General features: G+C 60.7%; 12 protein-coding genes. 5 read left to right on the top strand and 7 right to left on the bottom strand.

All coding sequences use genetic code 11. The features are described from left to right. Positions 1-66: 66 nt before the first annotated feature. Positions 67-678, top strand: coding sequence for an HTH-type transcriptional regulator PuuR (puuR, locus tag OC537_RS10345; protein ID WP_111910023.1), 612 nt, complete (start codon positions 67-69; stop codon positions 676-678). Positions 679-727: 49 nt separating this feature from the next. Next, positions 728-2005, top strand: coding sequence for an NAD(P)/FAD-dependent oxidoreductase (locus OC537_RS10340; protein WP_262110977.1), 1278 nt, complete (start codon positions 728-730; stop codon positions 2003-2005). A gap of 460 nt (positions 2006-2465) precedes the next feature. On the opposite strand, the gene OC537_RS10335 is transcribed toward OC537_RS10340, so the two are convergent. The 5 genes from OC537_RS10335 to OC537_RS10315 all read right to left on the bottom strand — a co-directional run bounded on the left by OC537_RS10335 (position 2466) and on the right by OC537_RS10315 (position 6881). Then, on the bottom strand, positions 2466-3659 hold the full coding sequence (locus OC537_RS10335; protein WP_262110976.1) for a transporter: 1194 nt from the start codon (positions 3657-3659) through the stop codon (positions 2466-2468). 62 nt (positions 3660-3721) lie between these two features. Continuing rightward, positions 3722-4381 carry a hypothetical protein gene (locus tag OC537_RS10330; protein WP_106886186.1) on the bottom strand — a complete coding sequence of 220 codons (660 nt, stop codon included), beginning with the start codon at positions 4379-4381 and terminating at the stop codon, positions 3722-3724. A gap of 7 nt (positions 4382-4388) precedes the next feature. Then, positions 4389-5066: a C39 family peptidase gene (locus OC537_RS10325; RefSeq protein WP_106886187.1), complete on the bottom strand. Its 678-nt coding sequence runs from the start codon at positions 5064-5066 to the stop codon at positions 4389-4391. Positions 5067-5120: 54 nt separating this feature from the next. After that, positions 5121-6215, bottom strand: coding sequence for a hypothetical protein (locus OC537_RS10320; protein WP_262110975.1), 1095 nt, complete (start codon positions 6213-6215; stop codon positions 5121-5123). An 87-nt stretch (positions 6216-6302) separates the two neighbouring features. Then, positions 6303-6881 carry a hypothetical protein gene (locus OC537_RS10315; RefSeq protein ID WP_234570209.1) on the bottom strand — a complete coding sequence of 193 codons (579 nt, stop codon included), beginning with the start codon at positions 6879-6881 and terminating at the stop codon, positions 6303-6305. Positions 6882-7250: 369 nt separating this feature from the next. Here OC537_RS10315 and OC537_RS10310 point away from each other — a divergent pair, with 369 nt between their 5' ends. Next, on the top strand, positions 7251-8552 hold the full coding sequence (locus OC537_RS10310; RefSeq protein ID WP_262110974.1) for a sigma-54-dependent transcriptional regulator: 1302 nt from the start codon (positions 7251-7253) through the stop codon (positions 8550-8552). Between the two features lie 189 nt (positions 8553-8741). Here OC537_RS10310 and ggt read toward each other — a convergent pair whose 3' ends face one another. Next, positions 8742-10523, bottom strand: a complete 1782-nt coding sequence (gene ggt, locus OC537_RS10305) for a gamma-glutamyltransferase (RefSeq protein WP_262110973.1) — start codon at positions 10521-10523, stop codon at positions 8742-8744. Between the two features lie 115 nt (positions 10524-10638). Between ggt and OC537_RS10300 the strand changes: the two genes are divergently transcribed. After that, a complete protein-coding gene (locus OC537_RS10300; protein WP_262110972.1) occupies positions 10639-11253 on the top strand; it encodes a GDSL-type esterase/lipase family protein in 615 nt (204 codons plus the stop codon). 84 nt (positions 11254-11337) lie between these two features. Here the strand turns inward: OC537_RS10300 and rdgC are convergent, their stop codons facing one another. Beyond that, entirely contained in the window at positions 11338-12249 is a 912-nt protein-coding gene (rdgC, locus tag OC537_RS10295; RefSeq protein ID WP_106886192.1) for a recombination-associated protein RdgC, read from the bottom strand. A gap of 180 nt (positions 12250-12429) precedes the next feature. Between rdgC and OC537_RS10290 the strand changes: the two genes are divergently transcribed. Beyond that, entirely contained in the window at positions 12430-12858 is a 429-nt protein-coding gene (locus OC537_RS10290; RefSeq protein ID WP_106886193.1) for a GNAT family N-acetyltransferase, read from the top strand. Positions 12859-12945 lie beyond the last annotated feature (87 nt).

The following is a 12945-nucleotide window of genomic DNA, read 5'->3' as shown; positions in this document are numbered from 1 at the left end:
CGGGATTGACGCATTATTTTAACCAGCCGCCACAAGGTATTCGAATGGCCATACAAGGAGGTGGGGATGCAGCAACCACAAGGTGAGGTCCAGTGGCAGACCATGACGGATAACCCCTTGTCTGACAAAGGGATGGATAAAACCATGGGGGAGCGGCTCGCCCTCCTTCGCCGTCGCCTCGGGCTCTCCCAGCGCCGGGCCGCCGAGCTGAGCGGCCTGACTCACGGTGCCATCTGCATGATAGAGCAGAACAAGGTGAGCCCCTCGGTCGCCTCGTTGCAGAAGCTGCTCAGCGTCTACGAGCTGCCGCTCTCCCGCTTCTTCGCCGAGGAGGAGGCGCGGGCGCCGAGCGTGGTGATCAAGGCGGAGCAGCTCATCGAGCTGGGCAGCCAGGGGGTCTCCATGAAGCTGGTGCACAACGGCAACAATCGTCGCCAGCTCGGCTTCATGCTGGAGACCTATGCCCCAGGCACGGACACCGGGGGGCAGGTCAAGCACCTGGGGGAGGAGGTGGGTACAGTGCTGGAGGGCTCTGTCGTGCTGAGCCTGGCCGGGCAGACCTATCAGCTGTGCGCCGGGGACAGCTATGTGATCGACACCGGTGAGCCCCACAGCTTCAGCAATCCGTCGGGGCAGGTCTGCCGCATCGTCAGCGCCCACACCCCCGCCAGCTTTTGACATTGAACAGCGCGAATATTGGAAACGAACCGGTAAGGAAGCAGGGATCATGACCGAACATGTAAAGAGTTACTACGCAGCCAGTGCCAACCAGCACGCCCCCTACCCGATGCTCACCGAGCAGCTTGAGTGCGACGTCTGCGTCATAGGGGCCGGGTATACCGGCCTCTCCAGCGCCCTGCACCTGGTGGAGAAGGGCTACAAGGTGGTGGTGCTGGAGGCGGCCAGGGTGGGGTTTGGCGCCAGCGGCCGCAACGGCGGCCAGATAGTCAACTCCTACAGCCGCGACATCGACACCATAGAAGCGAACTGCCCGCCGGATCAGGCCAGGCTGCTCGGCTCCATGTTGTTTGAGGGGGGAGACATCATCCGCGAGCGGATCCAGCGCTACAACATCCAGTGCGATCTGCAGCAGGGGGGGGTCTTTGCCGCCGAGACCCAGAAGCAGCTCCACGAGCTCAAGGCACAACATGCCCGCTGGCAGAAGTGGGGCAACGATCAGCTGGAGCTGCTCGATGCCGAAGGGGTGCGTGAGGTGGTGGCAAGCGATCGCTACATCGGCGCCCTGCTGGACAAGCGCGGCGGCCATATCCACCCTCTCAACCTGGCGCTGGGGGAGGCGGAAGCCATCCGCACCCTGGGTGGTCGCATCTTCGAGCAATCCGCCGTCACCAGCATCACTCCGGGCCAGATTGCCCTGGTGAAGACGGCCAAGGGGGCGGTGAAGGCGCGCTTCGTGGTGGTGGCCGGCAACGCCTATCTCGGCAACCTGGTGCCAGAGCTGGCGAGCAAGAGCATGCCGTGCGGCACGCAAGTCATCGCCACCGAGGTACTGGGGGAGGCGCGGGCCCGCTCCCTGCTGCCGCAGAACTACTGCCTGGAAGATTGCAACTACCTGCTCGACTACTACAGAACCACAGGGGATCACCGGCTGATCTACGGCGGCGGCGTTGTCTATGGGGCGCGGGATCCGGCAGACATAGAGCGGCTGATCATCCCCAAGATGCAGAAGACCTTCCCCCAGCTGGCGGACGTCAAGGTTGAGTACACCTGGACCGGCAATTTCCTCTTGACCCTGTCGCGCCTGCCGCAGTTTGGCCGTATCGGTCACAACATCTACTACATGCAGGGTTACAGCGGCCACGGCGTGACCTGTACCCATCTGGCGGGCAAGCTGCTTTCGGAAGTGCTGAGTGGCCAGGCGGAGCGCTTCGACGCCTTCGCCAAGCTACCACACTACCCCTTCCCGGGCGGGCGTCTGTTCCGCATCCCCTTCACCGCCGCGGGGGCCGCCTGGTATACCCTGCGAGACAGGCTGGGGGTGTGACGCCCATAAACGCCGTTCGCGTTATGGCGTCATGACTGCCGAATGGTGAAGGGCATGAGCCTCTGGTGATTCGGCTGTCGCATAAGGGGGAGTGGCAAGCCATCCCCTGTACCGCAGAGGTGCCGCTTACCCTGCAAGAAAAACTGGGGTCGCTCATAAACGATGATCGCGCTATGGCGTCATGACGGCCGAATGGTGAAGGGCATGAGCCTCTGGTGATTCGGTGGCTCAATAGGGGGAGGCGCTCCCTGTTGGGTGGATGTGTGTTGAGTGCGAGGGTGCCCCAGGCACTCCTTTCACGGAGACGCGGCTGCCCACAGGTGGTCGCTGGCAGCCAGGAGGCAGATGAAACGACAGAGGGAGGCATCATGCCTCCCTCTGTTCTGGGTGAACAACCTGGGCCAGCTTCAATGGTGTGGCGCCATTATCTGCCAGCTCAGGCTGCATCGAGTCGCCGGTCTCAGAATCTGTAGGGGAAGCGCAGCCCTATGCTGTAATCGGGCGCATCCGTGGTGAGCCCTGCCGACCAGTTGACCGCCATGGAGAGCTTGTCCGTAATGGCCCAGGTTGACCCCATCCCGAAGCTGGCTGCGTTGGCATCTGAGCCGGTGACCTTCTCCATGTCAAAGCCTTCGGCTCCCTGGCTGGATTCAAGGGTGATGCGCTGGTTGATGTTGAAGGAGAGGCTGAAGCGCTCGTTCAGTGCAAACGCGACCCCCAATCCATATTCATACCAGTCACCCAGCTGGATGCTGCCTGGCTGATCGCCGGGCTGGTAGGAGACATCGTCAAAGTCTTGCTTGAGGCTGTGGCCATAGTTGAGGTTGGCGAACAGTATGGCGGGGTCCATGGTCTTGACCAGGGAGAAGCCGGTGGACAACTGCCAGAGCCCGTTGCCGGTGGCGAGATCCTTGGGGACCATCAGGTTGCCGGACTCCGAGGTCATGATCTCTATCCCGTAGGGATCCTTGCCGGTCGGCGCCTTGGTCCGCAGGTTCCAGACCAGATCCGGCCAATCTTCATCCTCGGCCAGGACTCTGTAGTAGATGGCGAGGCTGAGATCGCCGAGCCCGCCATCGCTGACGGTCTGCTCCTCAAACTCACGACTGGAGTTCTCCTTGCCGGTGCTCTGGTAGTTGGTGTTGCGGTACATATAGGGCACGGCCAGTTCCAGCTGCCAGCGATCATTGAGGGTGTAACGGGTCACCAGGTCTGCCGTCCATTGATCGGAGCGGACTCTGTCGAGATTGATTTCTCCAAGGAAGATGGCGTCCAGGGCAAGAAAACCGCGCAGGGCGAGATCCTTGCGATTGTAGTGCTGATAAGAGAGGCCAAAATCGAGGGTCAACGCACGATCGAATACGTTGTGCTGCTCGATCATGAGGTCTTCGGTACTGCGACCGACTTCGGGGGCCCGGCGAGCCGGGTCAGGTTGGGAGGGGGCCGCGGCGACAGCCCCTTCTGCGGCGACCGCGGTCGCACCGGTGGCCTTGACGGCCTCCAGGCGGGCCTGTAACTGATGGAGTGCCTGATTTTGCTGGATCAATTGCTGACGCAGCTGATCAAGCTGTTGTTGTAGGGCCTCTTCCTCTGCGGTCGCGCCCCAGCAGGCGAAAGGGGTCAGTGCAATCAACAGCACGGTAGACTGTTTCATCGAGATACGTCCTTGTTGTTTATTATCCTTTTTATAGTTCAGTCCATGGGATTCATCTGTTCTCAGCGAGAAAGCCAGATCCTGGTCTGATTGAGCGTCTGCAAACCGTCACCCCTGACTCTATTGAGTTGCAGCAGACCTCGACTGAAATCGGTTCCTCTCAAACTCTGTTCCAATCGGACTCGTCCATCGGACGAGTTTAGTTGCAGCCCGGCATAATTGCCTGAAACGCGGTAACTAGCAGTGCCAAGGTTCCCCTGATGCTCGTAATTACCCGCGGAGACGATCTGCCCCGTCATTTCGGGGGCCGTCAGTGTAATACCCGCCTGGTTCACCGAGCTGTTGCCGCTCCCCTCCAACTGCACTACCTGCACCAGGCCAGCGCCTTGTACGGGAGCACTCGGAGGCGTCGTTGTTACTGTCTTGACCTCATCCTTGATGCGTACATCCAGTTTGGGTTTATTTTGCACCACGCTCAGCGCCAGGTTCATGGCGGCAGTTTGCTGGGCCTGAGCCGTCGTCAGGGTTGAAATGAACTCGATGCCGAAATAGCTGATCCCGTGGGTACTGACATAGCGACCGCGTAAATGGGCCAGCTCTCCATCGGCCAGTTCAGGAGCAAAATGGTCTGACAGCAGTGCCAGAGGATCCGAATCGGCCAGCAGTGGGCAGGCAAAGCCACCCAGACTGCAGATGAGGCATATAGCGGGTCGGGTATTCATGATGACCTCACATTAGCTCTTTGTGCTGAAAACCAAATTCCAGCAAGGATGTTTCATTGACGGGGGCGAACAGCCCATCTTTTCCTCTGGCAGAGAGTGGAGGAGAAGGATTGGCCAGAGGCGCATCCGGGCGATAACCGGCACCAATAACGGCGAGCAGTATGCCGTTCCAGCTTTCCTTGAACTCCTGGAACGTAATGACACGATTTCCGAGGGCCGGATCTGCCAGATAGACACGGTCGTGGCGATCGATGGCACGCAGCACGGCAAAGTGCTGATAGCCGCGAATATTGAGCAGCACTATGGTGGGTACTCTCACCTGCCGCAGTTTTTCATCTCCCAGGCGATACCCTCTGACGCGCATGCCGAGCATTTGCAAATATTGCTTCATGTCGAGCATGGAGAAGCCATAGTGTTTGACCTGTGCCGGGTCTGCCATGGCCAACATGCCATCCATCACCCAGCGTTCATTGGTTACATGGCCGTAGGAGTAGCGCAGTATGGTTGCGACTGCGGCAGCCCCACAGCTGAAATCTGTATGTTGGCGCTCGATATTGGCATAACGGCGCTCCAGAATGCTCTGTACCGGTTTGTTGAGATCCCCCAGTGCCGGGAGATGCTCTCCTAATGGCATATTGGCCGACCAGGCAGCAGGGCAGAATAACAACAGCAGTAGCCAGCGCATTGAGACCTCCATGTCCTGAAAAAAAGGGGGCGCAAAGGCCCCCTCTGAAGAACATTACTCGGCAAAACCTGCGGCCAGCGAGAGGTTGTTCGCTTGCAGGTTGTTGGTGCCCGACGACACGTTCACCCCGATGTTGCCCACGGCACCGTTGAAGGCGCCGCCATCGATGGTTGCCCGGTTGAAGGTTTCGCGGCTGGTATAGGTGTTGATCACGGGGATGTAGCCAACAGCGGCACCTGCGAGCGCCACGTTGCCAACTTCCTTGAATTCGAACTTGCCGTCGTTTTTACCTTGATTGTCGTAGTCGATATGACCCCACATTTCGTCACCACCCGGGTGATCCCCGTCTTTCCAGATTTCCGGATAGACGTCATTGGACTGCTTACTGGTTCCACTGTAGAAACCACCAGCCACGAACCCCATGGTAACTAGGCTTTTGTCCACGGTTTTGGTGGCGCTCAGGCTCTCGTTGGTGGTGCGGTTATTGGAGACGTTCTGGCTGTTGGCGACGGTGGCCACGGCCATGTTACCGGTGGACACGGAGGCCGCCATGTTGTTGGCCTGCACGTTACCCGAGCCAGATGTCACATTGGCACCTATGTTGCCCGCAGCATCCTTGAACGCACCATCGCCGATCCCGGCCTTGTTCTGATGACCCTTGTTGGAGGTCCAGTTATGGCTGGCGCTCTGGTCGGAGAAGATCTCGGCATCCGAAGAGCCACCGGCAGCCCCGTTTTGACCGGGATAGCCACGACCCTCCATGAACGCGGCATCGACTTCGTCATAGGCAGCCAGGGAAGCGCTGTTGCCTTGTACGTTGGAGTCACCAGCGGCCACGTTGGCACCGACGTTACCGGATGCATCCTTGAACGAGCCGTCGATCTTGCTCGTGTTCTCCGTTCTTGTGTTGGCAGTGCCGATCATGGAGCTGGATTGCTGGTTGTCCACCACCGCCATGCCGAGTTTGTTGACATTGATATAGCCGCCGACACGGACAGTGCCTTCGTACTCTACATCGACCTCTGCCTTGACCTTCTTGGTCAAGGTTGCCCCTGTCTCATCCTTGTCACCGCGAGAATCGGCGGAGGCGGTGCCCGACATGGCCATGACAACCGCAGCGGCTAATGAGCTATAAATAAGTCCACGCATAATGAGTCTCTCCATTGAACTTTCTGTGGAAGATTTGCCCATCGGCTGAACCTACGCCCCTGGACTCGGCTTCCGATCCCTGCGACATCATGGGGATGTCGTTACTGCGCCAGCCAGAGGCAGGGAGACCATGTTGACTGCCTGGTTTCCCTGTCCCGTGACCTGGTTCACCTGGATGACGCCTTTACTGCCCGTCAGGGCGTTGTCATCCAGATAGATACTGGTGGTTGTGTTGGGGGGCACCTTGCCTGAAGGTGTCTTTGCAACACTGGTGCTGAGGTTGATGTCGGTCACCACGCCGATGCCGCTGTCATCCAGCGACAAAGCGAAGGCATTGAGCTGCTGGTTGGCCTCACCTGCGCCCTGATTGATCCCGACCAGCCCCTGACTCTGGCTGAGCGCCGAGCCCAGAATGGCCACGCTCTGGTTGCCATTGAGATTGGTAGTGGATTGATTCTGTTGGCTAAATTGAACGATGGCCGGCCCTGATAGTGCTATGGCGGCGAGGTTGCCCTGCTGGTTGTTATTACCGGCAACCATATTGACACCCATGGCGCCACGAATATTGCTGAGCGCTTGCGAGCCGAGATCAACACGATTCTCTGCTTGCGACTGCTGTGCGAATGCGGAAAGGGAAATAATTGCCAGTGCAATATATGTTTTCATGCTCTGTCTCCATATGCCAGGAGGGCTTATTAGAGAGAGCAATGAATGTGCCAGTTAGTAACTTATTGATATGTATTGTTTTTGCATTTGAGCTATTTGTGTTTAAGTCTCAGTTTTGATAATGAACTTTTATATGATTCATCAACATATTGTTTATCAATGACTTTATTGTTTCTCACCGTTAATTTTGCTGTCTCATTATTGTGGTGTCATCAGTCTAAATGCGGGATGGTTTATAGTTATCATCGTCTGGTTACCTTGAGTTGGCGTCATTTGATGATCGCTATGCCCTTGCCAGATGAAAGAGTGAGCCTCAAAGAGCAATGGTCAGACTCTCTCGTGCAGAGGCTATAACAAGGAGTTTTCCCTATGACAGAAACGGCATTGTTACTCATCAATTCATGTGCCGTGCTGGAAAGCCTGCTGATAAAAAGCGAATGGCAAGTGGAGCAGGCAAGTTCCCTGGCGGTGGCAGAACAGAAATTGCAGGAAAAGAGTTATCCCCTGGTGCTGGTGGCCATCAAGCCGGATCAGCATGACGCCTTGTATTCCCTGATTGGCCAACACTCCAGCAGCCTGTGGATTGGCCTGATCGAGCGTGATTGCCTGGCAAGTGAAGCCCTGCGCAACCTGCTTGCAGCCTGTTTCCATGATTTCCACACCTTCCCGCTCGATCAGGAAAGACTCTCCCACAGCCTGGGTCATGCGTTGGGAATGGCGCAGCTCATCCGGCGCCATCGCCCCAAGATGCCGGCTCAACTGCGCTTCATCCAGGGGGAGAGCAGCGCCATTCGCCAGTTGCGCGAGCAGATCATGCGGTTGCAACATTGCCGCCTGCCCGTGCTGGTGACCGGGCCCAGCGGAACCGGCAAGGAGCTGGTGGCTCGTGAGCTGCACTTCAGCACCTTCGGCGAAGACAGTCCCTTTGTGGCCGTCAACTGCGGCGCCATGCCCCATCAGCTGATCCAGTCCGAGCTGTTCGGCCACGTCAAGGGCGCCTTCACCGGTGCCCAGAGCCGCAAGATAGGCAAGATTGAAGCGGCCGATGGCGGCACCCTGTTCCTCGACGAGATCGGGGAGTTGCCACTGGAGGATCAGGCGACCCTGCTGCGCTTCTTGCAGGAGCAGAGCATAGAGGCCGTGGGCAGTCATCTGACTCGGAATGTGGACGTAAGGGTCATCGCCGCCACCAATATCGATGTGGAGCAGGCGGTGGCCAGCGGTGGATTTCGCATGGACCTCTACTATCGGCTCAACGTGGTGCGGTTGCGCACCCCTGCCTTGTGCGAACGGGCGGAGGACATCCAGCTGCTTGCCGACGATATCCTGGCAGAAGTGCGGGGAGGGAGGATGCTGAGTTTTACCCACAAGGCGCGTCAGGCCATGCAGTCCTATGGCTGGCCCGGCAATGTCAGGGAGCTGCGCAACCGGGTACAGCGGGCAGCCGTCATGAGTTCTGGCCCCTTCATCGAGGCCGATGACATGGAGCTGACCAACATGGACTCCCTGTTGCTCGATGGCTCGCTCAAGGCCGTGCGTGAGGCGGCAGAGCGCCAGGCGCTGCAACGGACGCTGGCCCGTTTCCCTGACCAGCTGGAGGAGGTGGCGCGCACCCTGGACATCTCGCGCGCCACCCTCTACCGGCTGCTGGACAAGCACGATCTGCTGTAGTTCCCGTCATTGCGTGCATGGCGGCCTTTGCCCCTGCCGTTCAGTGCCAAGCCCGGGCAACAGGCCCGGGTTTTTATTTGTGCAAATGTGCGCAAACCGGTCTGGAGGAGTAGGGATGCGGCCGTCAGGCCCTGTCCGCGGCCAGCAGGCACTGACGATGCGCCGCCTCCGTTGATGTGCGCCAGGGGATCACTCGCCCTTGGCAACCCCCTCTCGCCTCGGGTCTGCGGCGCCAAACCAGCCACCGGCATTGCGTTGCACTCCCTGCAAGCCCGAGGTCTGCTCGCTGAGCACTATCTCGTGCCCCCTGGCCTTGAGCCCCTGGATAACGGACTCGGGCGTGCGTCCCTGCTCCAGCTCGGTGGGGCCGTTGCGGCTGCCGAAGTTGGGCAGGTCGATGGCCTGCTGCAGGTTCAGCCCCCAGTCCTGGGTGCCGAGCAGCGCCTTGCCCACGTAGTTGATGATGGCCGAGCCACCGGGGGAGCCCAGGCTCATCTCCAGCTGCTTGCTCTGCTTGTCGAACACCAGCAGGGGCGACATGGAGGAGCGCGGGCGCTTGCCGGGCTCCACCCGGTTGGCCACCGGCAGACCGGCGGCATCCACCGAGGTGAAGGAGAAGTCGGTGAGCTGGTTGTTGAGCAGGTAGCCGTTGACCATCAGCCGGGAGCCGAAGCCATCCTCGATGGAGCTGGTCATGGAGACCGCCATGCCGTCCCCATCCACTATGGAGACGTGGCTGGTGGAGGGCAGCTCGGGGGTGGCATCCTGACCACGGGCCAGCGCCAGTGGCGGCGTGCCCGGCTGGGCGACGCCCATGGACTTGGCGCCGATGAGCCGGCCCCGCTCGGCGAGATAGTCCTTGTCCAGCATGCCGCGCACCGGCACGGCGACTAAGTCTCCGTCCGCCACATACTGGTTGCGGTCGGCGAAGGCGAGCCGCGCCGCCTCGCTGTAAAGGTGGATTGCCTCGCTTGAGGCGGCCAGCCGGCCGTCCGCCCCTTGCACCGGCCTGAGGGCCGCCATGTCACGGCTCTCCAGCATGCCGAAGATCTGGCCGAGGGCCAGGGTGCCCGAGGAGGGAGTCGGGAAGCCGCACACCTCGCTCTGGCGATAGTCAAAGCAGAGGCCGTCCCGCAGCCTGGCGCTGTAGCTGGCCAGATCCGCGGCGCTCAGCACCCCGGGGTTGGTGGGATGGGCATGGACTTTGGCCACCATTGCATCCGCCAGCGGGCCGCGATAGAAGGCGTCGGGCCCCTCGCTTGCCAGGGTGCGCAGTACCTTGGCCAGGGCCGGGTTGGTGAGCCGGGTGCCCGCCGCCTTGGGGCTGCCATCCGCCTGGTAGAAGTAGGCCCTGGCCTCGGGGTCTTTGGCCAGATAGGGATCCTTGGCGAGCAGGGTGGCCAGACGAGGGCTGATGATGAAACCCTGCTCGGCGAGCGTGATGGCAGGCTCGAACAGGCTGGCCCAGGGCAGCTTGCCATAGCGGGCGTGGGCCAGCGCCAGGGCACGCACAGTACCGGGGGCGCCGACCGAGCGGCCGCCCACCACGCCGTCATAGAACGCCATCGGCTTGCCATCCTTCATGAACAGCTGATCCGTGGCCGCCGCCGGTGCCGTCTCCCGGCCATCCACGGCCGCCACCTGCTTGCCATCCCACACCAACATGAGGGAGCCGCCACCGATCCCGGAAGATTGCGGCTCCACCAGAGTCAATACCAGCTGGACGGCGATGGCCGCATCGACGGCGCTGCCTCCCGCCTTGACGATCTGGTAGCCCGCATCCACCGCCAGCGGGTTGGCCGCGGCCACCATGAAGTCTCGCCCCTGCCAGCCCGGCTTGTCGGTCCAGCCGCTGGCCGCCTCGGGGGCTGTCAGGGTCTGGGGAGGGGGGACATAATGAAAGGCACTCTGGGGGGCGCAGCCGGTGAGCAGGCCGAAGGCGACCAGCAGGGCGAGGGGTTTGAGGGACATGACAGGCTCCTTGTCGGTTTCTTGTACAGTCATCGGAATGTGGCACACTTGGAGCCCGATTGAAAGATTGTCTTTATACTCATATGGTTACAAAAATATCAAGGAGAGGCCCAGGATGCACAAGGAGGGACTGGTGAGGCGTTGCGTGACGGGGCTGCTCTGCCTGCTGCTGACCGCCTGTGGCGAGCCGGAGTTCAGACCTCTGGCGGCGGGGGAGACCATATTGGCGTTCGGAGACAGCCTGACCGAGGGGCGCGGGGTCAGTCCGGCCCAGAGCTACCCCAGCGTACTGGCGAGCTTGAGCGGCCACCCCGTCATCAATGGCGGGGTCTCGGGGGAGTTGAGTCAGGCGGGCAGGGCCCGCTTGCCGGCGCTGCTGGCCGAGCACAGGCCCGCGCTGGTGATCTTGCTGGAGGGAGGCAATGACATGCTGCGCGGCAGCGGGGAGGGGGCGCTCAAGGCCAATCTCGCCGCCATGATAGAGGCGGTGCAGGGCAGCGGCGCCCAGGTGCTGCTGGTGGCCGTGCCTCGCAAGTCCCTGTTTGCCGATGGTGCGCCCCTCTACGGGGAGCTGGCACAGCAGTACGGACTGGTGCTGGACAATGACAGCATTGGCGAGCTGCTGCGCACTCCCGGGTTCAAGTCCGACGCCGTGCACTTCAATGCGCAGGGATATGGCGCCCTGGCCGAGCGGCTTCACCGGCTTTTGCAGGAGCGCGGCGCTCTATGAGGCCGATGCTCCTGCCGCGTCGGCGGGGCCGCCCGGGATCAAAAAAAACCGCCGAGGCGGTTTTTTTTACAGGCAAGGGACAACTCAGAGGGACTGCTCTTCGCCACCCAGGGCGGCAAACAGCGCCGGGATGAACTGGGCCAGCTCGGCGGTCACCAGGGCAAAGTCCGCATCCAGGCGGGCGGCGGGATCCTCGCTGGTGACGTCGTCGTTCTGCTCGCGCAACTCTTCGCTGAACTTGAGGCGCTTGATGGAGAGATCGTCCCCCAGCACGAAGCTCAGGGTCTCGCCCCAGTTCAGGGCCAGCTTGGTCACCAGCTTGTCGTTGGCCAGGTGATTCTTGATCTCGTCGCTCATCAGATCCTGCTGCTTGCAGCGGATGATGCCGCCGTGCTCCATGGCGCTGCGCAGCTCGGCCTCGTCTTCCAGGGTGAAGCTGGCGGGCAGGTTACCCTCGTTCAGCCACTCGGTCATGGTGATCTCGGGCGGGTTCTTGAGGGCCACCGGGACCACCGGCAGGGTACCTATGCTCTTGCGCAGCAGCGCCAGCAGATCGTCCGCCTTCTTGGCGGAGCCGGCGTCCACCACCATCAGGTTGTCGGCCGGATTGATCCAGGCGAAGGTCTGGCTGGTACGGCTGAAGGCGCGGGGCAGCAGGGTATGCATGATCTCCTCCTTCAGCGCCTCCTTCTCCTTCTTCTTGAGGGCGCGGCCCTGCTCGAATTCGATCGCTTCGACCTTCTCCGCCAGCATCTCCTTGACCACCGTGCCCGGCAGCATTTTCTCTTCCTTGCGGGCGCAGAGCAGGATGTGGCCAGAGGCGCTGTGAGTCAGGGTGGAGCCGAATTTGCCAAGGGGCTTGACCCACCCGAACCGGGAGATGTCCTGACTGCCGCACGGGGTGAAGGCACAGGCCTCGAGCTGGGTTTCCAGCTGATCCACAGTCAGGTCAAAGGGGCGGGTAAAGCGATAAATCTGCAGGTTTTTAAACCACATGGGGTCCTCGGTCTCATAGATTGTCCGGCGGGCATTGTACTAGAGAGGCGCTTTGTGATCAGCCAATCATTCTCGCTAAATAAAGGGCGATCGACTTCACATGGCCTCATCTTGACCGCCCGTCTTGTCATCGAACTCCCCTAGACTGCGAGTGTTCAAATTGTTAACAAGGATGCGAATATGTTGAGAGCGAGCCGGCCGGAAGACATGGAAGAGATCGTCGAGATCTGGCTGCTGGCATCCTTGCAGGCCCATGATTTCGTTGACGCTTCCTGCTGGTGGCAGGCTCAGGAGGAGCTGCGTACCCGCTACCTCGACCACGCCCGCATCTGGGTGTTTGAAGAGCGCGGGGAACTGCTCGGTTTCATGGCCCTGGTGGATGACTACCTGGCCGCCCTCTTCGTGCGACCCGACCGCCAGGGACGCGGGGTTGGTCATGCCCTGCTGCAGGAGGCCAAGCAACAGGTGGGGGCGCTCCATACCCGGGTCTTCGTGGAGAACGAGCCGGCGGTGCGCTTCTATCGCCGCCACGGGTTCAGGATCGGGGGTGAGGTCTCGGATCCCCTGACCGGTCATCCCCAGTACCAGATGCATTTCCAAGCCGTCTGAATCTGACGTCACCGGCCTGTTTTGCTTGAAAAAAGAGGGTCGTATCCTCATCTTGTCCTCATCGGGTACCACTGCCCCCCCTCTTAT

Source organism: Aeromonas sp. Marseille-Q5825 (assembly GCF_946892685.1).
Taxonomy (GTDB): Bacteria; Pseudomonadota; Gammaproteobacteria; order Enterobacterales; family Aeromonadaceae; genus Aeromonas; species Aeromonas rivipollensis.
This window is presented reverse-complemented; position numbering and strand designations above follow the sequence as displayed.

What these genes read in the sequence shown, in the direction of transcription:
- OC537_RS10310 (WP_262110974.1), top strand. Translation starts at nt 7,251, where the DNA reads ATGACAGAAACGGCATTGTTACTCATCAATTCATGTGCCGTGCTGGAA.
- rdgC (WP_106886192.1), bottom strand. Translation starts at nt 12,249, where the DNA reads ATGTGGTTTAAAAACCTGCAGATTTATCGCTTTACCCGCCCCTTTGAC.
- OC537_RS10300 (WP_262110972.1), top strand. Translation starts at nt 10,639, where the DNA reads ATGCACAAGGAGGGACTGGTGAGGCGTTGCGTGACGGGGCTGCTCTGC.
- OC537_RS10335 (WP_262110976.1), bottom strand. Translation starts at nt 3,659, where the DNA reads ATGAAACAGTCTACCGTGCTGTTGATTGCACTGACCCCTTTCGCCTGC.
- puuR (WP_111910023.1), top strand. Translation starts at nt 67, where the DNA reads ATGCAGCAACCACAAGGTGAGGTCCAGTGGCAGACCATGACGGATAAC.
- OC537_RS10325 (WP_106886187.1), bottom strand. Translation starts at nt 5,066, where the DNA reads ATGCGCTGGCTACTGCTGTTGTTATTCTGCCCTGCTGCCTGGTCGGCC.
- OC537_RS10340 (WP_262110977.1), top strand. Translation starts at nt 728, where the DNA reads ATGACCGAACATGTAAAGAGTTACTACGCAGCCAGTGCCAACCAGCAC.
- OC537_RS10330 (WP_106886186.1), bottom strand. Translation starts at nt 4,381, where the DNA reads ATGAATACCCGACCCGCTATATGCCTCATCTGCAGTCTGGGTGGCTTT.
- OC537_RS10320 (WP_262110975.1), bottom strand. Translation starts at nt 6,215, where the DNA reads ATGCGTGGACTTATTTATAGCTCATTAGCCGCTGCGGTTGTCATGGCC.
- ggt (WP_262110973.1), bottom strand. Translation starts at nt 10,523, where the DNA reads ATGTCCCTCAAACCCCTCGCCCTGCTGGTCGCCTTCGGCCTGCTCACC.
- OC537_RS10315 (WP_234570209.1), bottom strand. Translation starts at nt 6,881, where the DNA reads ATGAAAACATATATTGCACTGGCAATTATTTCCCTTTCCGCATTCGCA.
- OC537_RS10290 (WP_106886193.1), top strand. Translation starts at nt 12,430, where the DNA reads ATGTTGAGAGCGAGCCGGCCGGAAGACATGGAAGAGATCGTCGAGATC.